General features: G+C 60.8%; 18 protein-coding genes. 9 read left to right on the top strand and 9 right to left on the bottom strand.

All coding sequences use genetic code 11. From position 1 onward, the window contains the following. Nucleotides 1-672: 672 nt before the first annotated feature. Nucleotides 673-1,884, bottom strand: a complete 1,212-nt coding sequence (locus CVV68_RS17940) for a Fic family protein (protein WP_110502374.1) — start codon at nt 1,882-1,884, stop codon at nt 673-675. A 1,014-nt stretch (nt 1,885-2,898) separates the two neighbouring features. Between CVV68_RS17940 and CVV68_RS17945 the strand changes: the two genes are divergently transcribed. The 5 genes from CVV68_RS17945 (at nt 2,899) to CVV68_RS17965 (ending at nt 10,799) form a co-directional block, all read left to right on the top strand. Further along, entirely contained in the window at nt 2,899-4,827 is a 1,929-nt protein-coding gene (locus tag CVV68_RS17945) for a hydantoinase/oxoprolinase family protein (RefSeq protein ID WP_110502375.1), read from the top strand. A gap of 42 nt (nt 4,828-4,869) precedes the next feature. Beyond that, a complete protein-coding gene (locus CVV68_RS17950; RefSeq protein WP_110502376.1) occupies nt 4,870-5,325 on the top strand; it encodes an acetone carboxylase subunit gamma in 456 nt (151 codons plus the stop codon). A gap of 15 nt (nt 5,326-5,340) precedes the next feature. Next, the gene (locus CVV68_RS17955) at nt 5,341-7,467 is read left to right on the top strand and encodes a hydantoinase/oxoprolinase family protein (RefSeq protein ID WP_110502377.1); all 2,127 of its coding nucleotides are present in this window, start codon (nt 5,341-5,343) and stop codon (nt 7,465-7,467) included. A gap of 58 nt (nt 7,468-7,525) precedes the next feature. Then, entirely contained in the window at nt 7,526-9,856 is a 2,331-nt protein-coding gene (locus CVV68_RS17960; RefSeq protein ID WP_110502378.1) for a hydantoinase B/oxoprolinase family protein, read from the top strand. Between the two features lie 121 nt (nt 9,857-9,977). Continuing rightward, nucleotides 9,978-10,799, top strand: coding sequence for a hypothetical protein (locus CVV68_RS17965; protein WP_110502379.1), 822 nt, complete (start codon nt 9,978-9,980; stop codon nt 10,797-10,799). A gap of 15 nt (nt 10,800-10,814) precedes the next feature. Here the strand turns inward: CVV68_RS17965 and CVV68_RS17970 are convergent, their stop codons facing one another. The 5 genes from CVV68_RS17970 to CVV68_RS17990 all read right to left on the bottom strand — a co-directional run bounded on the left by CVV68_RS17970 (nt 10,815) and on the right by CVV68_RS17990 (nt 16,788). Continuing rightward, nucleotides 10,815-13,406, bottom strand: coding sequence for a helix-turn-helix transcriptional regulator (locus CVV68_RS17970; RefSeq protein WP_170133239.1), 2,592 nt, complete (start codon nt 13,404-13,406; stop codon nt 10,815-10,817). Between the two features lie 242 nt (nt 13,407-13,648). Next, a complete protein-coding gene (locus CVV68_RS17975; protein WP_211320894.1) occupies nt 13,649-14,047 on the bottom strand; it encodes a carboxymuconolactone decarboxylase family protein in 399 nt (132 codons plus the stop codon). A gap of 38 nt (nt 14,048-14,085) precedes the next feature. Further along, the gene (locus CVV68_RS17980; protein ID WP_110502381.1) at nt 14,086-15,282 is read right to left on the bottom strand and encodes an acetyl-CoA acetyltransferase; all 1,197 of its coding nucleotides are present in this window, start codon (nt 15,280-15,282) and stop codon (nt 14,086-14,088) included. Next, nucleotides 15,279-16,019, bottom strand: coding sequence for a CoA transferase subunit B (locus CVV68_RS17985; protein ID WP_110502382.1), 741 nt, complete (start codon nt 16,017-16,019; stop codon nt 15,279-15,281). The genes CVV68_RS17980 and CVV68_RS17985 overlap by 4 nt, the downstream gene beginning before the upstream one ends. A 28-nt stretch (nt 16,020-16,047) precedes the next feature. Then, entirely contained in the window at nt 16,048-16,788 is a 741-nt protein-coding gene (locus CVV68_RS17990) for a CoA transferase subunit A (RefSeq protein ID WP_110502383.1), read from the bottom strand. Between the two features lie 183 nt (nt 16,789-16,971). Here CVV68_RS17990 and CVV68_RS17995 point away from each other — a divergent pair, with 183 nt between their 5' ends. Further along, on the top strand, nt 16,972-17,751 hold the full coding sequence (locus CVV68_RS17995) for an IclR family transcriptional regulator (RefSeq protein WP_110502384.1): 780 nt from the start codon (nt 16,972-16,974) through the stop codon (nt 17,749-17,751). 151 nt (nt 17,752-17,902) lie between these two features. On the opposite strand, the gene CVV68_RS18000 is transcribed toward CVV68_RS17995, so the two are convergent. Further along, nucleotides 17,903-18,100: a hypothetical protein gene (locus CVV68_RS18000; protein ID WP_110502385.1), complete on the bottom strand. Its 198-nt coding sequence runs from the start codon at nt 18,098-18,100 to the stop codon at nt 17,903-17,905. Between the two features lie 1,064 nt (nt 18,101-19,164). Between CVV68_RS18000 and CVV68_RS18005 the strand changes: the two genes are divergently transcribed. Beyond that, nucleotides 19,165-19,485: a PadR family transcriptional regulator gene (locus CVV68_RS18005; protein ID WP_110502386.1), complete on the top strand. Its 321-nt coding sequence runs from the start codon at nt 19,165-19,167 to the stop codon at nt 19,483-19,485. A 593-nt stretch (nt 19,486-20,078) separates the two neighbouring features. Continuing rightward, nucleotides 20,079-20,324 (top strand): hypothetical protein, encoded by a 246-nt coding sequence (locus CVV68_RS23610; RefSeq protein ID WP_170133240.1) that lies wholly within the window; start codon nt 20,079-20,081, stop codon nt 20,322-20,324. Nucleotides 20,325-20,509: 185 nt separating this feature from the next. Here the strand turns inward: CVV68_RS23610 and CVV68_RS18015 are convergent, their stop codons facing one another. After that, on the bottom strand, nt 20,510-20,770 hold the full coding sequence (locus CVV68_RS18015; protein WP_110502388.1) for a hypothetical protein: 261 nt from the start codon (nt 20,768-20,770) through the stop codon (nt 20,510-20,512). A gap of 273 nt (nt 20,771-21,043) precedes the next feature. On the opposite strand from CVV68_RS18015, the gene CVV68_RS18020 reads away from it, so the two are divergent. Continuing rightward, nucleotides 21,044-22,093 (top strand): IS110 family RNA-guided transposase, encoded by a 1,050-nt coding sequence (locus CVV68_RS18020; RefSeq protein ID WP_110502389.1) that lies wholly within the window; start codon nt 21,044-21,046, stop codon nt 22,091-22,093. Here CVV68_RS18020 and CVV68_RS23255 read toward each other — a convergent pair. Beyond that, nucleotides 22,065-22,559, bottom strand: a complete 495-nt coding sequence (locus tag CVV68_RS23255; protein ID WP_146238952.1) for a DUF3159 domain-containing protein — start codon at nt 22,557-22,559, stop codon at nt 22,065-22,067. The genes CVV68_RS18020 and CVV68_RS23255 overlap by 29 nt on opposite strands. Nucleotides 22,560-23,057: the final 498 nt, after the last annotated feature.

The following is a 23,057-nucleotide window of genomic DNA, read 5'->3' on the forward strand; positions in this document are numbered from 1 at the left end:
TGCTGCCCAAAAACGCCAAGCCACCAAAAATTGAGATCCAACCGCTCACCAAACCGGATCGGTGGAATGAGGCTAAGCGCCTAATGACTCCACACAGCTTGACAATTTTCGGTAAAAGATGACTTGGGTCCGAAATGGCCCTGACCTGTGGGACATAACCGCAGGTCAGGGGTCTTTTGTGCCCCGGGCCGGACTCGAACCGGCTGCCAAGAGAATCTCAGGGTTTGGACGTCATTGGGTGCTGATGGCTATCAAAATCGGCGTATTTTCAGGAATTGTCGGTCTTTTTGTCGACTATGACATGTCAGCGATCGCCGTGGTTTTCGGTTGAATTAGATGGGCAAAAAGATGAGTGGCACTGCTGAGGCCTTTGACGTTGTCGGGGCTTGACCGCGAAATCTGTGAAAGCAGGTTCATTGTCGCTCCGACGAGGGGCCGAGTTGGGGGCTGTCCGTGCGTACCATTTCACGCCTGAGGCATGGTTGGACTGGAAGCTGCCCTACGTCAGGCTGGGGCGCGACCTTTCGTGATTCCACAGATATTGCCACGGTCACTTCAATTCAAGCAATGAGCGCTCTCGTGACTAGCCCTCCCTACGGGGAGCTTCTCATGGCCGCTAACGGTCAATCCATATGTGTAGGCAATGTTCTGGCCGTGGGGAGAATCAGCAGGTTACCCGCGGACTCGTTTTCCCGCACGCAGCGCGAACTCGTCTAGGGCCTCGATGATGGGCGGCGCTATCCATACTTTGCGTCCCTTGATGTGACTGCTTGGCCTGAGTGCGCCGAGGGATTCCAGAGTCGAGATGTTTCGATAGGCCGAGCTTGAGGACTGGCCTGTGAGCTCTATCAGCATCTCAGCCGTCAGTGCAGGCTCACGCATCAGTAGGTCAACCGTCCAACGCAAGCTTTCACTTGGATTGTGTGGCAGCGTCGCATAAATGCCTGTCTGGGCATCGCGGATACTTGCGGCCAACGCCCTGCCGTTGTCCGTGGCGGAAAAAGTTGACTCGGCGAACATCTCGGTTATCGTTTCTGGATTTCCGCTCTGATAAGTGCCCAGTGCTTCAAAGTAGGATTTCGTGTTTGCCAGCAGGCCCGAGGAGAGGGGGATGATGACCTTCTCGGTGACGCCCTTGTTTCGCAGCAGGGCGCTGACGATGGCCCGACCGGTGCGGCCATTGCCGTCGGGGAAGGGGTGGATTGTCTCGAACTGAGCATGGGCAATGGCCGCCAGGGTCAGGACGGGAATATCGTCGCGCTGGATGAACTCCACCAGATCGGCCATGGCTGCTTTGATGGTTTCATGCCGGGGAGGGACAAAGCTTGCCGAGTGGGGTGAATTTCCCCCGATCCAGACAGGCTGGGTGCGCAGTCGGCCGGCGATTTCGGGCAGAGTCGCCTCCAGCAAGGCCCGGTGCATGGACAAGATATTGTCCATGCTGATGAAGTCTGAGAGGTCGATGGCTGCTCGCATTGCGGTGACATTGGAGGCAATCAGCGATGCGTTCGTGCTCGAGTGATCCCCAAGTTGGGCCAGCGCAATCTTTTTCGCGCCAGCAGTGAGATTCTCAATTTCCGAGCTGGCCGCGGACTCACTGCGTAGTAGAAGTGCTGCGAAGGGTGCAGCATCTTCACCGAGGTCGCGGTCGAAGCGCACCATGTCGATAGTTGCCTCTTCGACCAGTGCTGCCACGGAACTGCTGATGAAAGGTTGGCTGTGGGCAATGGGTGGCACCACGGCAGCCTGGTAGGGGCCCCGGGCCATCAGCCGTTGACGCCGGGAAGCGCTGGCATCGGGCGTGCCGGCCCACTGGACTTCCTCGGAACCGATGGCTGGCCAAGGGCTTTGAACCTGGTCCGTTGATATGCGTGGCGGGTTCATACCGTCCTCCTCATTGGAATCCACAAGCGTTGGATTCCCAATATTATCTGGTCCTGGGAAAATGGACACCCTGTCTTCCCAGATTCCTGTGTACCAAGACGTGATTCAAGCGCGGCGGCTCTTGCTCGTGCGTGGGGGATCCAGCGTCGCTACACCGGTTACACCACCTGCAGGTATTCTCCCTCCGCGACATACTCAGCAGGCAGCGAATGAGGAATGCGCACCTGAAGGCCTTGTCTTGAAGGCCAACGATGCGTTGGCGGAGTTGAAGAGCGGCATGCGGGACTCGGTGCTTAAGCCTGGGCTCGAGAAGGCCACCAACTGCTTGGACGGTGTGGATCCACCCGGAACCGCAGAAGGTCAACCGTGCTGGGCGCCTGATCGTAGTAGGCCCGTTGACGACATGAAATCCGGTTGTTTGGGTAGCCAGAGTGCGAACTGAAAGATGCTGTTTCAAGAACGAAACGGTCGGCATCACGAACCGTGCCGTATTGAACCAGGGCCGAAAGAAACGGGCCCTTCCGACCGAGTGCCTGCGCAGAATTTCGACGTCATGTCTCCCTTCCCGCTGCATCCCAGGAAAGCTACGTGACCAAGGGCTTCATGCCCGCTTCTGAGGCGTGGCCTGGCCTGGCGAGCCTTGCAGGATGCAAATGGGCGATCGGCGCAGGGCTATGTAAGTGGCCTTGGCGCATACTTGGCTACCCAAATTGCTGGCCCATTAAGGTGGTGAAGCGGCAGGATACTTAGCCCGCAAATGGTCGGAAATTAACTGATGAAACACAGCTTTGCGGGAGTACCTCTGCGTGAGTGACGGATCGACGCGCAGATCTGCTGCTCGTCCGCCTACCCGGGGGGCGTATGTTGCCCTGAATAGTCCACCCGGGTGGGTAGTAGCCGGCCACCCTGCGTGCTGGGCGAAACTGGCACCAGTCCTCAATGTGGCTTGCATCACTTTTAGTCGCTGAGGCATTCGACTAGTGTCACCTCGCCGCAACCTACAAAGGAGAATCAATGGAACGGCTCATTAACATCGACAACGGTGGGACGCTGACCGACATCTGTGTCTGGGATGGTGAGGAGTTCTCGTTTACGAAGACCCTCACCACGCCCTTTGACTTGTCGCAGTGTCTCTTTGATGGGATGGCCAAGGCCTCTACGGACATCTTCGGTGAAGAAGATCTTCCGCGGCTTTTGCATTCGACGCGACACATCCGGTATTCGACCACGCAGGGCACCAATGCGCTGGTGGAGCGTAAGGGTCCGCAGATTGGCGTTCTCACTGATAGCCCGACGCTGGCGGAGGAGCTGCGGACGGGGGATGCGTCGGCTGAGTTGTTTGATGATCTTGTTGGTTCGCGCGTTGCGGTGATTGATACGGATCGGGATCTGGAGGAACTGTCCCAAGACATTGTCAGGCAGGTCAACCGACTGACCACTGACGGTGCTGCTCGATTGGTCATCGCGACGGCGGACAGGGAGAAGGAGCGCACTGTTAAAGGTGTTCTATTGCGGAAGTTTCCGCGTCATCTCCTGGGTTCGGTCCCGATTCTTTTCACTTGGGAGTTCACTCCTGATGCTGTGCGCGGTCGTCGTGTGTGGTCCGGGATTATCAACTCTTTCCTGCATCCGACGATGGAGCGTTTCCTCTACAACGCCGAGCACCGGCTCCGCGATCACAAGGTCAAGAACCCGCTGCTCATTTACCGCAACGACGGAGCCTCGTCGCGAGTGGCGAAGTCGGTTGCACTGAAGACATACTCGTCGGGTCCGCGTGGTGGTCTTGAGGGGACGAAGGCACTCTCCAGCGCCTATGGGCTTGAACATGTCTTGATGATCGACGTTGGCGGGACCACAACCGATGTGGGGTCGGTGAAGAATTCGACAATTTCGACAGACCGCCGGGGTTCGATTCGGGGCGTCCCGGTTTCATTTGAGATGAGCAACGTTCACTCCTCCGGTGTGGGCGGTAGTTCCGTCATTGCCCTGCGCAACGGTGTTATTACGGTGGGGCCGGAAAGCGTCGGGGCTGCTCCGGGGCCGGCGTGTTTTGGTTTTGGCGGCAAACAGGCAACCATCACCGACGTCAATCTTTTGCTAGGTGTCCTAGACCCTGACACCTATCTTGACGGCGGTTTCAGCCTTGATGCCCAGCGGTCACGGGCGGTGATCACTGAGGTTATTGCCGGGCCGTTGGGGATATCACTTGAAGAGGCTCTGATCAGAATGGAGGCTGCGTACTTCGAGCGCATGTCAACGTCATTCGCCGATGATGTTGTCGATGCGGAGACCACGACGGTAGCCGCTTTCGGAGGTGCCGGCCCCATGAGCGCTTGTGGTGCTGCCCGGATAGCCGGTGTGCGCCGGGTACTCGTGCCGAGGATGGCAGCGGTGTTCTCAGCCTTCGGAATTGGGTTTTCGGACATCGCGCAGACGTATGAGGCCAACATTGCCGGGTTGTCCGCTGACGAGTTTGCCGCAACCAAGACGCGGCTGCGGGAGCGGGCGACTCGAGACATGTTCCAGGAAGGTCATGAGATTGGCGAGTGTCGGCTCGAGTGGAGTGTAGTTCAGGAGGACGCTGAGGGTCAGCTGTTGTCCGAAGATTCCTACTCCGAGTCTGATCCGCAGCCGAGCGTCAGCGCACATCACGCGATGCTGACTCTGACGGCCCGATTCGAACTGCCTCACGCGAGGATTCCGCAGGCCGAAGCGACGGAGAAATCGCCTGCTGTCTCTTCCTCAACCCGCAAGGTACGTTCCACGGCCGGGCAGGTCGATGAGGTTCCCGTTTTCGACCTGGGCACCCAAAACGCGGGAGCGACGGCGGCGGGACCGGCCATCGTTGAGGGCCCCTACTTCACCGCCAGGGTTCCGCAGGGATGGAAGTTCGACGTGACAGTGGCCGGGGATCTCATGCTCACGGACACCATTCAGAACTGACCATTGCACCACTATTTGTTAGAAGAACAGGTGAGACAAAGCATGCGCATTCCAATGACTGAATATCTGATCATCGACCTCGACACTGAGCGCTGGACGTGCAAGGTCTGCGACCACGACCTCGGCGATGCGAGAGGCAACTACAAGGAAGGGACCCTTGTCTACGACAGGGACCCGAGGGACATCCACCAGTCCATTTTGGACCCGGAGAAGTACGAATTCACGTTTGCGCCGGATCCCACGTTTTGCCGGATTCTAGAGTTCTACTGTCCCGGGTGTGGGACTCAGCTGGAGACCGAGTACGTGCCGCCAGGACACCCGCCGACAGTGGACATGCTGTGGGATATTGACTCGCTCCGCGAAAAGTGGACCGAACGTGGAACGGACCCTGCGTCCGTCATCAACTACGGACCAGGTGAAGAGGCAGTTGCCGATTTCAGCCCGGCCCTTGGTTCCTACAACAGCCTTTCCTCGTCAGCCCCCCATTCGCACAGCTAAAGGAAACCACTGGTCATGAAACGAATTTCCGTTGACATCGGCGGTACATTTACCGACTGTTTTTTCGCCTGGGATGATGTGTATGTCGAAGCGAAAGCGCTGACAACCCACCACAATCTGGCCCAAGGTTTTAACGAAGCCCTGGATCTTGCCTGCTCTCGGGCCGGCCTGAACCGAGACCTGGTGCTGGCCGAGGTTGATTCGGTGCGTTATGCCACAACGCTGGGTACCAATGCCCTCATTGAAGGCAAGGGTCCACGTGTCGGCGCCCTGGTCACTCACGGTTTTGAGGACACCATCCCGCTGTCTCGCGGTCGGGGCTACGGTGAGGGGCTGGACCCGTCCAAGCAGCAGAACATGCCCGACGCCACCCGCCCCGATCCGCTGGTTCCCCGTGCGCTGATTCGCTCAGTGAAGGAACGAATTAACTCTGCGGGCAAAGTCGTGGTGGGACTCATGGAAGAAGACGTTCGCATGCAGGTCCGCGAATTGGTCGACGCCGGGGCGGAAGCTTTGGTCGTTTCGTTGGTCAACTCCACCGAAAATCCGATCCACGAACAGCAGATTCTGGACATCATTCTGGACGAGTACCCCGCTCATGAACTAGGCGCCATTCCGGTTCTGCTGGGCAGCCAGGTTTCGGGGCGGAAGGGCGAATATGTTCGAGCGACCTCAACCATAGTTGACGCTTTTCTGCACGAGATCATGTTCCACGCGCTGGGGCAGCTGTCCAATAACCTGCGGGGTTCCGGTTATGACAAGCCCATGCTGGTTATCCACAACTCCGGCGGCATGGCGCAGTCGAATTCCACCGACGCACTGCAAACCATTCACTCCGGCCCGATTGCCGGCGTAGGTGCAGCTCAGCACCTGGCCGACAGCACCGGGTTGGGGAACGTGATCTCCACGGACATGGGCGGAACGTCCTTTGACATTGGCCTTGTCCCCGAGGGTGGTGTAAAGCACTACGACTTCCAGCCGACCATCGGCCGCTGGTTGGTGTCTGTGCCGATGATCCACTTGCTGACACTCGGCGCCGGGGGTGGTTCGATCGCCAGTTATGACAGGATCCACCATTCGGTGCAGATTGGGCCTGAATCGGCTGGTTCAGATCCGGGGCCGGCATGTTATGACCGAGGGGGGCTGCGCCCGACGGTCACCGACGCGGACTTGGTGCTGGGCTATCTGGACCCGGATAACTACGCCAACGGCTTCATCAAGTTGAACAAGAAGCGCTCCGTGTACGCCCTCGATGAGGTCCTTTCCGATGAGCTGGATATGGACACCATTGAGGTGGCCAAGATCGTCAAGAACGCAGTGGATGAGCAGATGGCCATCGGCATGTCGAAGGAACTGCGCGTGCGGGGATACCTGCCGGAAGACTTCACCATGCTGGCCTACGGGGGCAACGGCCCGCTCCACGCTTGCGGGATCGCTGATCACGCTGGTATCAAACGGATCCTTGCCCCACCCTTTTCCTCGGTATTTTCGGCGTGTGGTGCAGGCAATATGAAGCCACTTCACATCCATGAGCGCGGCTCCCACGTGGTCCTTTACAACCCCACGGACCGCAGCCTGTACAACACCTTCGATGAGCTGAACCAGGTCATCGAGGAACTGGAGGGCAGGGGCAAAGGGGACCTGGTCCGGCAGGGTTACAACCCTGCCGATATCCGTCACAGCCTGGAAATGGATCTGCGCTACGGCAATCAGCTGGTCACCACGGCTGTCGTCTTCGACATCAACCGAGTCAACGGCGTCGCCGATGTTCTTCACCTCATTCGCACCTTCTCGGACATCTACGGCCAACGCTATGGCGTTGGCAGCCAGGCACCGGAGGCCGGCATCAGGGCACAGACCGTTCGAGTGTCCTCTTTCGTGGATGGGGACGTGGTGAAATTCGATTCAATCGAATCGGGGCATGACAGGACCATGCCGAAGCCAGTGGGCACTCGGCAGGTGCATTTCGTGAAGATTGATGGCGCCGTTGATACGCCTGTCTACGACGAGGAGTCGTTGCACCACCAGCACGTCATCCACGGCCCAGCCATCGTAACCACGGAAAACACCACCTTCCTGGTGGAGCCGTCGTGGCGTCTTGAACCGACGCCGCAAGGTGCCGTTTGGTTCCTCAAGGACTGACCATGAGCACACCATCCCACGACCTTCCAGCACTAACCATTGAAGGAGCCTGATAGCAATGACGCTTACAGTAAATGAAACCAGCAACGCCAGCGGCGGCGACGAAGCGTCGAAGCCGCTCACTGACCAGGAACAGGAATGGGTCGACCAGTTCATGGACGAAACCACCCTCTTCCTGGGGCCCGATCCTGCCATCATGCGCAGCCACCAGATCACCTCGCGTTCGGCCTACGAGGAGGAGTGCATCGCCAAGGGCATTGACCCGATCCAGATTGACCGGATCCGCAAGCGCCTTGCTGGCGCACTGGATGAGGGTTACGAAATGTGCGAGGCGATGGGCGCGGCCCCCGGGGCCAAGTGGGGGGACCTGACGACGGCGATCTACACCGCGGAGGGCGATGTTACCTACCTCTCCTGTCACGGCGTGATCGCGTTCTCCGCAATCTTGCACCACCCCATCCGGTACATCATGAAGTACTGGAAGGACGAGCCGACCGTCGGAATCAACCCCGGCGACGGATTCATTCACAATGATGCCCGGTACGGTAACGTCCACAACACGGACCAGTCGATGATCACGCCGATCATGCGTGACGGGCAGATCATCGCGTGGGTGGCTGCCACCATCCACGAAGGGGAGAACGGTGCCTGCGAGCCCGGCGGCATGCCGTCCGGTTCAGAAACCCCGTTCGATGACGGCCTGCGGATGTCCCCGTTTAAGATCGTTGAGAAGGGAGAGTTGCGCCGTGACCTGCTGACTTTCCTGCAGCACTCGGTCCGCGACCCCAAACTGCAACTAGCCGATTTGAAGGTGAAGATCGGTGCGGTGCAGCGGATCCAGGAACGTGTGGACAGCATCATCGACGAGGTCGGGATCGAGACCTTCGTTGCAGCCCTGCGTGTCACGGTCGAAGACGTTGAGCAAGAAGTCAAGCGGCGCATCAGTGAATTGCCCGACGGCACCGTGACGTTCAACCAGTTCATGGACTCGACGTTGAAGGAAAACATCTTGATCAAGTTTGCCTGCAAGGTGACCGTCAAGGGTGAGAACATGACGGTTGACCTGCGGGGGACAGGACCGGAAATCCTCAACCGCGCCATCAACTCACCATTGTGTTCGGTTAAGTCGATGATGATGCAGGCGATCCTCGCGTTCTGGTGGCCAGATTTGCCACGGTGTACCTCGGCCATGTCTCCGATTGACATCATCTCTGATGAACATACGTGGGCCGACGCCGGATATGACGCGCCGATGGGGCAGTCGCTACAGGCATCGTTTCGTGGTTTCTCGGCTCTGCAGACCGCGTTTGCGAAAATGCAGTTCTCCAACCCGGAGAAGTTCTCCAACGTTTTGGCGCCTTGGTTCAACCAGATCAACACGTTCCTTTGGGGCGGGTTGACACAACATGGGGATCAGGTGGGCAACTTGTGTGCTGACCTTAATGGGATGGGTGGTGGTGCCAAGGCCTTCCGCGACGGTGAGGATGCCGTCTCGCCGTTGTTCTGTGCGATGGCGGACACCGCTGAGCAGGAAGTCATGGAGGAGGAGGTTCCCTTCATGCAGTTGGTGAGTAAGCGGATCGTTCGTGACAACCAGGGCTTCGGCAAGAACAGCGGTGGCATGGGGTACGAGATGATCGTGGCCGCCGAGGGAACTCCAATGTGGGGCTTCATGACGGTGACCTCGGGCTCGAAGTTCTCCTCGGTCACCGGCATGTTTGGTGGCTACGGTTGCAGCACCAACCCGTTGGCCATGGTTAAGGGCATCAACATCTATGACATTATCCGCAAGGATTCCAGCCAATTTGACTTGTCCATGGAGCGGATCATGAATGACCAGCCTTATGAGGGTGGTAAATATACGACGGCGCACATGGGCTTGCAGTTTGACGTCGCCAAGGACGGTGAGCTCTATATGATCGCTCAAGGTTCCGGTGGCGGTTACGGTGATGTGCTGGAGCGCGATCCGGAATCCGTGGCCAAGGACCTGGAACTGGGACGTATCTCCGCTCACGTGGCCACCACCATCTATGGTGTGGTCTGGGATGCTGAGACGTTTGTTGTCGACGAGGAGGCCACGCGCCAGCTTCGCCACGATGCGCGCCAGGCACGGCTCTCCCGTGGCAAGCCGTACAAGGAATTCCTGGAGTCCTATGTCCAAATCGAGCCTCCGAAGGACCTGCTGTACTACGGTTCCTGGGGTGATGAAACGGACGAGCTGACGGCCACGCACTTCACCAGCAATGGTCCGGAGAGGGTGAAGGCGACGGTAGACAAGCTGCCGCTGATCATGATTCCGGATCGCCGTGAAGTGAAGATCGAGAAGCTCGAGGAGCGGATCCGCGAATTGGAGACCAAGCACAACGAAGTCGTCCAGCGCCGGGCTTAGGCCCTGCAGCATCCGCTGGGTACCACCTACTAAGTCACTATCGCCCTCAGCGCCGCATCCTCCACAATTCACGGGACGGTGCGGTGCTGAGGGCATTGAACAGCAGAAACTTGGAGATACCATGACCACGTCAACGTCCACCTCACTGATCAGCATTGTTGCCGCGCCCCCTTCAGGCAGGGCCAAAGCCGTGGTGTTGGATCACCACGATTACGCCTCGTCCGTCATTCTTCGAGGTCGCACAGTTCCATGGGACAACGCCGTCGAATACTGCGCCTATTTCTCGCAGGCCCAAGGGCTGCTGAGGCCCGACACTGCACTATTGGACCTGGGTAGGCTTTACGATCACCTGGCCACCGGCAACACAAGGCTTGAGGCCGCCATGGCTGGCAGATCCCGGACGGGGTACGCACTGCGGACCCTCTTGGCGGACGAGGGAACGACCAAGTCAGTGCAGGAATTCGCCACGGTCTTCGCCCAGACAGCCCGTGAACCCGTGGTGCTGCGCATTCCGTCGCCGATGAACTGGCTCCTGGCCACCCACGCATTTGGTGGTGCCGCTTACGTCGCTGAGTTGAGCGCGGATGACGCCGAGAACGCCTCCATGTATGTCAGCGACTGGCTGCGTTCCTTCACTAAGCTCCCCATCTCCGGCGTACTACTCGACGATCGTTGCCACAAGGAGGGCGGAGCGCACGTTTCGGTGCCGTTGGAGACCTACACGCCCATCGCCAACGTGACCGGCAACTATCGGTGGACTTTAGGCCAGCTCGATGGGCGTCAAGTCAAGCTGCACGCCGAAACCGCCGAGGGCGGGTACATCCCTGACGCGTTCTGGCACGGGGCTCAGATCGCACTGCCGGATACGGACTTCTTCTACGCGGAAGTTCCGGTTTCTGCTCGGCCCGAAGACGTTCTCGCGCGGCTGGAATCGTTCAAATAATCGGGCAGGTACCGGCTATTCAGAGTCCAGTAAATGTCGGCGGCGTGCCTCTGTCACGCAGTCTTGGCGGTTGTCCACGCCAAGGCTGCTGAACAGGTTCTTCAGATACCACTTCACCGTGTTGATCCCCAGATGCAGCTCGTGGGCAATTTCACGGTTGGAACGACCCTGACCGACCAGCTGCAAAATCGCCTGTTCGCGCCCTGTAAGGCCCGGCTCCGCAATACCGGCCTGCTGTGGGCGCCCGAACTGGGCTCCGCCAAGGGTGCGAGCGGGGGAGTGGCCCCGGTTAACCGCCGTATTTGAGTCCAGCCGAATCAACAGGCTGAGGAAAGGCCCCAGCTCGGGAGTGCGCGCGTATGTTCTCGCACCCAGTCTGTGTTTGTCGGAGATGGTCTTCACGAGTTCCGAGCAGCCCGGGCCACCATCAAGGAGAGGCCGCACCAGAGCCAAACGGCAGCACGTGTCCAACGCTGGCAGAAGGGTCTCTTCGGCGTCGGCCTGCCGGCCCGCATGGTGCAGCGCTTCAGCTAACAGGATGCGGGCGTGCAACTCTGCCCGCGGTCCGGAATACGCTGCGGCCCGTTGCCAAAGGAGGCGGGCAGCAGCGACGGTGGATGACTGCCCAGAATCCCGGGCTGCGGGAAGCGTTGAGGCCAGTTCGGAGCGGATCAGTGTGGCGAGGAGGATCTGGTAGTTGGTTTCGGCTAGTCCCGGACGACGTTCCTCTAGCGGATCGGTTCCCTCGGCACATGCGGGGGAATTAGCGGGATCGAACGGATGTGTATCGATTCCCAGTTGCACCCGTTCCAGATTGATGACGTGTGTGAGTCGGCTGAGACCCAGACTGTCGGCGACGGCGGCACCCTCGTTGAGGATGTCGGCTGCGATGGCAGTGTCTCCACGTAGTTCCTTGATACGCGCCAGCGTGGAGTACGTGGAAATCATGAAGTCCACCACGCCGCCCTCAGAGCCGAGTTCGTGGGTTTCTTCCAGAAGTCTTTCGGCCTTGTCGAGCGCACCGCGTTCGTAGAGAAGTTGACCCATCATGGCCCCTGCCAATCTGGCAGCGTGGGAATGCCTGCCTGCATGGCTTCGGCCCAAGTCGACGGCCAGGGAAAATTGGTGTTCAACTTCCTGCAGGTCCAACAGAGCATAGGCGGCAAGGCCGGCAAAGCAGTGGCCATAGACATTGCTAAAGGGGCCGGAAGTTTGGTCGTGAAACGTGTTGGCCCAGCCCTGCTGTTTGAGCGCAAGGTTGTAGTCGCCGTCATGAATCTTTTTGAACGTTGAGAGGTTCGCCGCGACGGAGACAATCCATGGGCGTAGCCGGTCGGCGTGGGCAAAACACTTCTCGTCCAATTCATGGACGCGGCTGACGTTGTCCCCGTACATGTCAATGCAGCTCTGCACCACCAGGCTCTCGACTCCGAGTTCAAAGCGGTCGTCATCGTATAATGTTTTATCGGTAGGCATCACTGCGCTGGCACGGTTCAGGGCCGCCTGTGCTTCGGGGGCGAGGTGGAGGAGCGTATTCGCCCAAGCGATGGCCATCTGCAGACGGGCCTGACCTGCCACCCGTTCGGCCGGGATCTTGCCTACCAGGGCCAGCAACGTCGCCATGCTGGAGTGCTCCACCAGCCACATGGCCCGGGACTCAACGATTTCCACAGCGAAGTCGATGTCACCGGCGCTCAGGGCATGGTCGACCGCGTCGCTGGGGAAGCCGTTCTCCGCATACCAGTGCGCTGCCGTGAGGTGGAGTGACTTAATTCGACCGGGGTAGTCCCGCGCCAACCGGTGACGCAGGTAATCCTCAAACAAGTGGTGATAGCGGAACCAGTCCCCATCTTCGTCAAGGGGCTGGAGGAAGAGGTCTTGTGCTTGAATCTGTTCCAGCATGGCTTGGCCCTGCTGCACGCCGGAGAGTGCTGAGGCGAGTCCGGCGCACAACCTCTCGGGAACGGAAGTGGCCAGTAGAAAATTGAGGACCTCGGGATCGAGTGTGTTAAGAACGTTTTCCGCCAGGTACTCGCCAATGGACTGGTGGCCGCCGGACAGTCTCTCGATCAGGGCCGACGCTTCGCGATGATCTCGCAGAGATAACGAGACAAGCTGCAGGGCAGCGATCCACCCCTCGGTGGTCCGGTGCAGACTGGCCACGTCCCCGCTATCAAGATCCAGTCGGTTGATGTCTACGAGGAAGGATTGGGATTCCTGCTGGTCAAAGCGCAACGCGACGGCATCGACCTCGACGAGCTGTCCGCGGACCATCAGTCGTCCCAGGGGCAGACCTGCGCGGGTACGGCTGGTGATGATGAAGGACAAGTGTGTCCCGCCAGAGTCCAGCAGTCGTTCCACTACGTCCATCGTGCGCTTGTCGGTGACCAGATGCCAGTCATCCAGGGCGACGACGACGTCGTCCCCGCCTTCGTCGATGGCGTTAATGAGCGCCGGGATGACGTAGCGTTCCGCATCGTCGGGACGTTCCTCGAGCAGCTGCTGAAGGTCGTCGTCGAACCCGGGTATGGCGCGACCGATGGCTTCGAGCAAGTGGGAGAGGAACCAGATGGTGTTGTTGTCATCGCGGTCCAGGGAGAGCCACACCCTGGTGCGGCCTTGGGCGGCGAGTAGATCCATCCATTGGGCGGCAAGGGTGGATTTTCCGAAACCTGCCAGTGCATGGATCAAGGCCAGACGCCAGTTTTGCCCAGCGGTGAGGAATTCCGTCAGGCGCGTTCGAGGCACCCATTTGCCGACAGGGCGTGGGGAATTAAACTTGCTGGACGCTCCGCGCGGAACCGCCGCCATCTGCCACCTCCTTGTGGACCGGCGAATGCCGGGAAGACCTAGTGTTGATTCCGGATGTCTTGGAGCACTGACTCGGTGACTCGAAACGACTCAAGAGCAGCAGGCGCACCACAATAGATCAACGTCTGCAACAGTACTTCCTGTATCTGCAGTTCCGTCACGCCATTATTCAGAGCGCCCCTGACGTGTCCTGCCAATTCCTGCGGACGATTCAGCGCAGTGAGCATCGCCAGATTCAACATGCTCCGTGTCTTGTGGTCCAGCCCAGGCCGGGACCACACTTTCCCCCAAGCGTACTCGGTCACCAACTCCTGGACTGGCCGGCAGAAATCGCTCACCCCCTCAAAAGTTCTGTTGACATAAGCCTCACCCATGACGGCCTTGCGAATACGCAGACCTGCGTCAAAGCTAATTTGGTGCGTTGCTGAAGTGGTCACCGGTTCCGCCCTTTCTGGGGAGAGTTCAACTTGGCAGCCTAGAGCGTTTCGAGGATGCTGACGTAGTTGGCGATGCCGACGCCGCCCATGTTTTGCACGGCGGAGCGGTGGGGGTTGGGGAGTTGCATGGCGCCTGCGTTGCCGGTGAGTTGCATGGCGGCGATGACGTGTTGGGAGACGCCGGTGGCGCCGACGGGGTGGCCCTTGGCTTTGAGTCCGCCGGAGACATTGATGGGGAGTTTCCCATCCTTGTAGACCCAGCCCTCGGTGATGGCGCGGCTGCCCTGGCCGGGTTCTGTGAGGCCCATGGCCTCGTACATGAGCAGTTCCGCGATCGTGAAGCAGTCGTGGACCTCGGCGAAATCCAGGTCAGTCAGCTCGACGCCGGCCATGGCCAGGGCACGCTGCCATGAGACCCTGGTGGCGGCGAAGGCGGTGGGGTCCCGGCGTGAGGCGGGCAGGAAGTCGTTGGCGTGGCCGAAGCCGGCGAGCCGGACGGGATCGGTGGCCCCGCCGGTGGGGTGGGTGGAGAGTATGACGGCGGCGGCGCCGTCGGATACGGGGGAGCAGTCGGTGCGGCGTAGGGGGTCCGCGACCATGGGGTTCTTCTCCGAGACTGTGCGGCAGAAGTCTTCGCCGAGATCCTTGCGCAGCTGGGCGTAGGGGTTGTCGACGCCGTTGCGATGATTCTTGGCCGCGATGGACCCCAATACGTCGCCGAGATTTACAATGTCAGGGCCGTAGCGTTTTTCGTAGTGTTTGGCGACGTCGGCGAAGAGTCCGGTGAAGCCGGTGGTGGAGGTTTGCCCGGCCATGTCGTAGTCGGCGCCGAGCAGGGCGGCACCGACGGTGTCGGCCCCGGCGTGTGTCATTTTTTCGGCTCCGATGACGAGCACGGTCTTTGCGGTGCCGGCGAGCAGGGCCTTGGTGCCCTGCTGGACGGCGGCGGATCCGGAGGCGCAGGCGTTTTCCACCCGGGTGGCGGGGACACCAGCAAGGTCCTCGGAGACTTGCAGGGCCAGGGACGACGGGAAGGCCAGGGGCATCATGCCGGCGTTGAATTGGCCCAGGTAGATTTCATCGACTTGTCCGGGTTCGATGCCGGCGTTGGTGATGGCGTCGGTGGCGACTTGGATGATCAGGGATTCCAGGGTTTCCTCGGTGAGCTTGCCGAATTTGCTGTGGCCCCAGCCGGTGAGCAGCATGTCTTTGCCGAATTGTTCTTGCAGGCTCATGCGGTGACTCCTTCAGATGCCTCTTCGAGGGCTTTTTCAGTGGCTCTCGTGGCGGTTTCGAGGCGGACGGTGAACGCCGGTTCGGTGCAGTCCTCGATGTCCTGAACGGTGACGCCGGGTGCGAGCCGGGTCAGGACCAAGGCAGGGATGCCGCCGTCGTCGGTTTCGATGTAGTCGGTGCTGGTGTTGGTGGTTTCGACGTCGAAGACGGCGAGGTTGGTGATGATGCGGTTCACCACGCGGCGCCCGGTGAGCGGGAGGGTGCATTCGTTGACGATTTTGGGGGTGCCGTCCTTGGCGGTGTGGTCGGTGAGGACGATGACGCGTGGGGTGCCGGCGACGAGGTCCATGGCGCCTCCCATGCCCTTGACCATTTTGCCGGGGATGGTCCAGTTGGCCAGGTCTCCTGTGCAGGAGACTTCCATGGCGCCCAGGATTGCGACTTTGACGTGGCCGCCGCGGATCATGCCGAAGGAGGTGGCGGAGTCGAAGATGCTGGCGCCTGGGAGGAGGGTGACGGTTTGCTTGCCGGCGTTGATGAGATCCGCGTCTTCCTCTCCTTCATAGGGGAAGGGGCCCATGCCCAGGATCCCGTTTTCGGATTGGAGGGTGACGCGGACGCCGGCGGGGAGGTTGTTGGCGACCAGGGTGGGGATGCCGATCCCGAGGTTGACGTAGTCGCCGTCACTGAGTTCGGCGGCTGCTATGGTGGCCATTTCGTTGCGGGTCCAAGCCATGGTGGTGTTCTCCTCGGGTTCGGGTGGTTTAGGCCGGGACGGCTACGGAAAGGGTTTCGGGGCGGGCTTCGATCCGGGGGCGGACGGTGCGTTGTTCAATGTCCTTCACCCGGTCTGTGGCTTGGATGAGGCACTGGACGTAGACGCCGGGGGTGACGATGTGGTTGGGGTCCAGCACGCCGGGTTCGACGATGACCTCGGCCTCGGCAATGGTGATCCGCCCTGCGGTGGCGACGACGGGGTTGAAGTTCCGTGCCGTGTACCGGTAGATCAGGTTCCCGTCGGTGTCGGCGGTGTGCGCGTGGACCAAGGCGACGTCCGCGGTGATGGCGCGCTCCTGGACGTATGTTTCGCCGTCGAACACGGCATGCGGCTTGCCTTCGGCGACCAGGGTGCCGACGCCGGTCTTGGTGTAAAACGCCGGAATGCCGGAGCCGCCGGCGCGGAGCCGTTCGGCCAGGGTGCCCTGCGGGGTGAACTCGACCTCCAGCAGCCCTGCCAGGTATTGCTGGGCGAAGAGCTTGTTCTCGCCCACGTAGGAGGCGATGACCTTGGCGACCTGTCCGGCCTCGATCAGCACGCCCAGGCCCTTGCCGTCCACACCCATGTTGTTCGAGACCACCGTCAAGCCCGTCACCCCGGAATCGCGGACGGCCTCGATCAGGTCGGCCGGGATGCCGCTGAGCCCGAAACCGCCCACGGCCAGCGTCATGCCGTCCCGGACCACGTCCGCCAGTGCCTGCGCCGCACTGCTGCGTACCTTGGTCATGAAAATCTCCTCGTTGAGCTGATTGCTGGTCGTCCACTTTATGGATTTCAAGGCGTGACTTTGAGCATAGGGTGATGGCAAATACGCTGTCAAGGCAAGTATTTGGGCGAAATCCTCGGATTTGTACAGTGTGGACGGTAGGCTGGTTGCTATCCACAATATGGACGGAATGAGGATAATTTCATGGCTCACGTACCGGTTCAAGGCGCGCAGGTCGTCGGGCGGGTCGCGGCCCTGCTGCGGATCGTGAGCAGGAAGCCGGAAGGGGCCGCCCTGGTTGAGGTGGTCCGGGAGTCCGGGCTGACCCGCCCCACGGTCCACCGGCTGTTGACCTCCCTCGCGGCCGAGGGGCTGCTGGACCACGACGGCACCACCGGGAACTGGGTGCTGGGTACTGAAGCGCTGCTCATGGGTTCCGTGGCGGCCGCAAGGTTCCCCGTGGAGGACATTGCCCGGCCCAGCCTGCGCAGGCTGGCGGAGGAGACGGGGGAGAGTGCGTTCTTCTCCGTGCGCCGGGGAGGGGAGACCGTGTGCCTGCTCCGGGAGGAGGGGCCCTTCCCCATCCGTTCCTTCGTGCTCCACGAGGGCGTCCGCTTCCCCCTCGGTGTCGCCTCGGCGGGGAACGCGATCATGGCGTTCCTGCCGAAGGAGGAACAGGAACAGATACTGGCCCGCTGGGACGATCACGCCGGCACTTTCGCCCCCACACACCCCGTGGCCCTGGTCAGGGACAACCTGGCCCGGACCCACCACGACGGGTACTCCGTCAATCCCGGCCTCGTCCTGGAAGGCAGCTGGGGCATGGGCGCCGCCGTCTTCGACGCCCAGGACCGTCCCGCCTGGGCCCTCTCACTGACCGGCATTGAAACCCGGTTCCGGAAAGACCGCCAGAACTTCCTCGGCCGGTTCCTGCTCGAAGAAGCACACCAGATCACCGGCAGGCTGCACAGCAGGATGACGTAAGCAGCAGCTGAAAATTCAATACAAGGGCTCTTGGCTCGTCTATGAACCGCCGACGACGAATAACTCTCTTGATCCCGGCGGCCCCGTGGCACTGATTTTCGGAGAGGAAGAGCACCTTCGGCGTCATCCCCCATGTGTGATCCATGGCGTTTCACATGGCCAACCGGTTGGGCTGGACGGCCGTCCAGTCCGCCGCCTCGGTGACCAGCAGCGTGGCGAAGGACGCGGAGTCAAGCGGGGTCCGGCGTCGCCCGCCCGGGCCCCACACGTCAAGGACCCAGCCATTGCAGGCCGTCCACCAGCAGCGCGGCGCGCCGGCCTGCCGGGTGGGCTGAATTTGCGACGGCAAGAACATTCAAGTAGGCACGCCCGAAGGCTCAGATTTCGACGCCCCTTAACGCTAGGGCACACGGTCCTTCCCAACTGGGGGCCTGGAGGACCGGGGCCACTGAGGCTGGTGCATGCCAGTGCGAGATGCAGCCGGCCTCCGGTGCTCAGTTTGGGTAAGGGTCCAGTCGGGGTCTTTAGGGCCGCCTTGGGTCGGCAGTGCCGGGCCCCGGCCGTATCGGTCCGGCCATCTGTCAAGCGTCAGGTTTTGTGGACATGCCGCAGATTGCTTCTCCGACACGGCAATTCGGGCCACGATTGCCGAATGACGTGAGCTGGACGGTCGAAGCTGCCGCGCCGAATTGCTTGCTGTCTTGCAGGCAAGTTCGTTGCCCATTGACGTTGACCGGTGCCGGGAAACGGCGGTCGGAAGGCCAATTCATGGCAGCCACAGCTCCGAGTCGGTCCGGCTCGGAGAAACCGCGGAATCTTGCCATTTTTTGCTCCGGATATCGAAAAAGATGAGTTGGCAGTCTTCAAATAGATGAGTGCAAGTTCAAGAAAATTTTGCTGAATAAGATGAGTAAGAGGTGAGTTGCGGCAATTTTAGCCCTTGCTCCCGCTGGCCTGAGGGACATAACCGCAGGTCAGGGCCATGTTGGTGCCCCGGGCCGGACTCGAACCGGCGGCCAAGAGAATCTCAGCATCTTGACGTCACAGGGTGCCGCTGTCTATCAATACTCGTGTATTTTCGGGAACTTTCGCCGTTCTAGGCGGTTACGGCATGTCAGTATTTGCCGTATTTTTCGGTTGAAATAGGTGAGTAAAAGATGGGTGCCTCGCGACGACTGTTGGCATCATCGCGGATTTGGCTGCCAGTATCGTCAAAAGCAGGCTCATCAGTGATCCTCCACGGGGCAGTGCAGGTTACCGCCCCTGAATACCAGTTTACGCTCAGGGGCAGGGGCAGGGGTCGTGTTGATTCATGGCAGCTACGCGGGCATCTTCCATGAATCAACACGGAATCTGGACATCGATCACAGGTTTGGAGTAGCGTTTCAAGTACTACGGGAAACGGAGTAAGTGATGGCTCGTCGTAAAAGTGAAGTGGCATGGGCGGATCCGACGCTGTTGATACTTGGCAGCCTCGCAGCGGGACCGAAGCATGGCTATGCGATTATTTTGGACACGAAAGAAAACGCCGACATCACCCTTGGGCCCGGCACCCTGTACGGGGCGCTTGCTCGGCTGGAAGAACGCGGCCTGGTCCGGGCCCTCCCGGGGCAGGAGCGCCGACGCCCGTACGAGATCACGGCTGCCGGTGCGGCGCTTTTGGCCGCACGACTGAAGGCCATGCGCAGTTTCTCCGCCCACGGGCTCGCCCGTCTTCGAACGGCTCGACCGTGAGCTGGGCGGCGAGGATGGTCCTTCGCGCCTACCCGCCGTCTTTCCGGGCACGGTATGGATCCGAGCTGGCGGCGCTGACAGAAGAGCTGCCAGATTCCGCGCGCACGACCGCCGACCTCGTCCGTGGTGCTCTCGGCGCGTGGATCAGGCCCCGCTTTGCCGGGCCCCAGGCTCGGCGTCTTCGCCTGCAAGCGAGCGTATCAACGACCTGGCTGGCGTGGTGTGCGGGATTTTTGATCGTGCCGGCGGTGAATAAGGCACTTCTCGACCCTCCCGGGAGCGGCACTTCCGCACTGGTACGTGGACTATTGCATGCCGGCTCGGCGCTCTTGTTCATCGGCTGGCTACTGGCGTTGATGGGTGCAGCGCATATAGTGGTCCGCGCCTTGGGCCCGGGCTTGCGTTCTAGGCCAAAGTTTTTCCTTGGCCCGCTAGTGCCCGTGATGGTATCGGGGATCCTGCTGGTGCTCGGGCTTTTGGCGCTCCTGGCGATAAGCCACACTGCACCTTCGAACCCGGCAGGGCCGTGGGCGCTCATTGGCTGGTCGTGTGTCCTCATAGGATTTCTGATGTGTCTGGGCGTGGGGCCTGGGGTGAGCCTGCGGCGCCTGGAGGTTCCGGCTCCCACGTTGCGCCTGCCCGCCCGCCTTGCTACGGGTCTCGCCCTTGCCCTGGCGGCGATGTGTGCCTGCTGCCTGATCGCCGTTGCCGTGGCAGGGGATGCGGCACTGGACAGCAGCAGCTTCCCGGTCGTCATAGTGCTGGTCATCGCATCTTTGGCCTCGGTCGTTGCCCTCGTCAGCTCGGCCCGTGGAATCCGTGCCGCTCGACACACTTGAACCGAGAGAACCTTTGGCATCAAACTCGGCGGCCTCTCCACCCTTCCCACGGCACCACTTCGCCATCGGCTCCAATAACGAAGCGGACAGCGAACGGTATACGGACACTCAGGGTTTCTCGGTTCGGCATATGCGTGTCTGTCGGGTGGTATTCCAGACGAGCCCGCGGGGACTCTCGGGGGCGTTCACATGGAGCGATTCCTCTGATCAGCGTCTGCGGCTTCCTGCCGACCGATGCGTTGGCCGTGGCGGGCGATGATCACCGTCAGGCCGATCGCCACCACGAAAGCGGTGATCGGCAGGATCTGGTTCCAGTTGTAGGCCGTTGAGAAGGTCGTGGAGGCAATGATCAGGGCCGTGGCGCCGGCCTGGAGGAGGTAGATCATGGTCCAGATGATGCTGATCTGGTACATGCCGTGGCGAAAGGCCGGGTAGGCGACCCACATATTTCTAATGGGTAGTGGCAAGCCCGAGGCTGGCTGCCAGACTTGAACCACTCGGACCGGGCGTGACTCACCACATATCTGACCTGCCTGGTGCAGTGTCTTTTAGACGACTTGTCCACCCGGCCCGTGGGGCCGGTCTGGCTCGCACCGGTGGCCTGATAGAAGGTTGTCCGACCCACGGTTTTCAGGTTGTGACTCGTTAGAGATCTGCCACGGCGCGATCCCATCCCGGCTGGCCATACTGTGTCCTGTCTCGGGAAGGAACCCACTGCTATGAGCATCGTCCGTGATGAATACAAGAATATCGTCGGCGTGGACACCCACGCCCAAACCAACACCTACGCGATCCTCGCGGCCGTTTCCGGCCAGGTTGTTGACACCGCCACGTTCCCCACGAGCCCGCCGGGCCTCAAGCGTGCCATTGCCTGGATCCATCGGCGCAGCGAACCCGGCAAGACGCTGGTGGCCATCGAGGGAACCAACTCCTACGGTTCGGGCCTGACCCGCGCCCTACGGCAGACGGAACTGGATTTTTGCGAAGTCCGCCCGCCGCGCCGGACATCCCGTGCCGGCCGTGGAAAGTCCGATGACATTGACGCGCTGGCGGCCGCCCGGACTGTGCTTGGCGAACAGGTCGGGGCACTGCTGGATCCCCGGGCAGAAGGAAACAGGGAGGCCCTGCGGATCCTGCTCAATGCCCGCGACGCCATGGAACGCCAAGGAACCTCCGACCGGTTGATCCTCACCGCACTGCTTCGCACCATGGATCTGGGCATTGACGCGCGCAAGGCACTCACCGACACCCAGGTTCTGGAGATCAGCCGGTGGAGGACCCTCCGGCGCGAGGACCTGCAGACACGGACCGCCCGCGCTGAGGCCAAACGGCTGGCCACGGCCATCAACCAATTCCAGGTTCAACTGGTACAGAACAGGGAACAGCTTCAGGAAGTCGTTGACCTGATGGCGGCAGGCCTCATGGACTTGCCCGGGCTTGGTCCGGTGACGGCGGCACAGGTCATCGTTTCGTACTCACATCACGGCCGGGTCCGGTCCGAAGCGGCCTTCGCGGCGCTGGCCGGGGTGAACCCGATCCCCGCATCCTCGGGCAACAACGTCCGGTACCGACTCAACCGCCATGGTGACCGGCAGCTAAACAGGGCACTGCACACGATAGCCCGGTCACGGATGATGTTCGACGCAGAAACCAAGGCATACGTTGCGCGGCGCACCGCCGAGGGCAAGGGCATCAAGGAGATCCGCCGCTGCCTCAAACGTTTCATCGCCAGGCAACTCTTCAGAAAACTTCAAACCCTCTTGACTTGAACCATAGAAGGGTCGTCGAACGCGGACATACCTTCACGGGTCCCGTCCGTACCGTAGCGCTGGGCGAAATAGAACACCACGGGCGAGGCATCAGAATACAGGACAGCCCGAACACCAAGCCCACCAGCGCGGTGATGGCGCAGTCCTTGTACAGCAACACTTTCGGATCCGTTCTGCCTACCACCGCCGCCACCACCGCCGACAGCACGACGAACGCGAACATTGCCGCTGAAGCACCGCTGAACTTCCTCGAGCGGGCCCAGACCACCACCGCCCCGAGCAGCGGCGCGATGCTGCCGCTCACGTACGCCGTAACATCATTTCCGCTGATGCCCTTAGCGAGGTGGAAGAGTCCGATGCCCCCGCCGACCTCCAGTACCGTGACAGCGATGTTAAAGGCCACGCCCTTCTTCGCCGGGTGTTCCCTCAACGCCCGTGCGATCCCCTCATGATCTGTCGGCGCCACCGGTCCACCTCTGGTCCGTCTGTGTTCATACTCCACCGTCGGACGGCTTCCTTGACAGAGCCAGTGCCACCGAGCCGAGCTGACAATTCTCACGGGAGACTCGAGACCCGCAGCGACGGCCATATCAGTTATCGTCCGGCGATTCACCCATTGGTGACGAGTATCCCGCGCGAAGGTGAATCGTCCACATACAACCGTCCGTTTGCCGAACCTTCCACGGGGCGTGTCTTTGGCGCAGTTGGCGCCGGGTTGCTGAGGTGGTGTCGATCTCGATGAGCTGGTCATCGCCACCAAGCCCAGTTACCACACGAGGTGCTCGGGCCGAATGTGCCGGCCCCTCCCGTGATGATCTGTAACCCGACGGCGTGAACGAGCGCGACTGACCAGAATCCGAGTGAAATAGAGGCCATTCGAAGTCATCTGTCATGCCCCTCATCACACTTAGGACGCGTTCGTTCCGGCGCCGGGTCCCGCCATCGGATTTGCAGCATCCGCCCA

The sequence above is a fragment of the Arthrobacter livingstonensis genome (genome assembly GCF_003219815.1).
Classification (GTDB): domain Bacteria; phylum Actinomycetota; class Actinomycetes; order Actinomycetales; family Micrococcaceae; genus Specibacter; species Specibacter livingstonensis.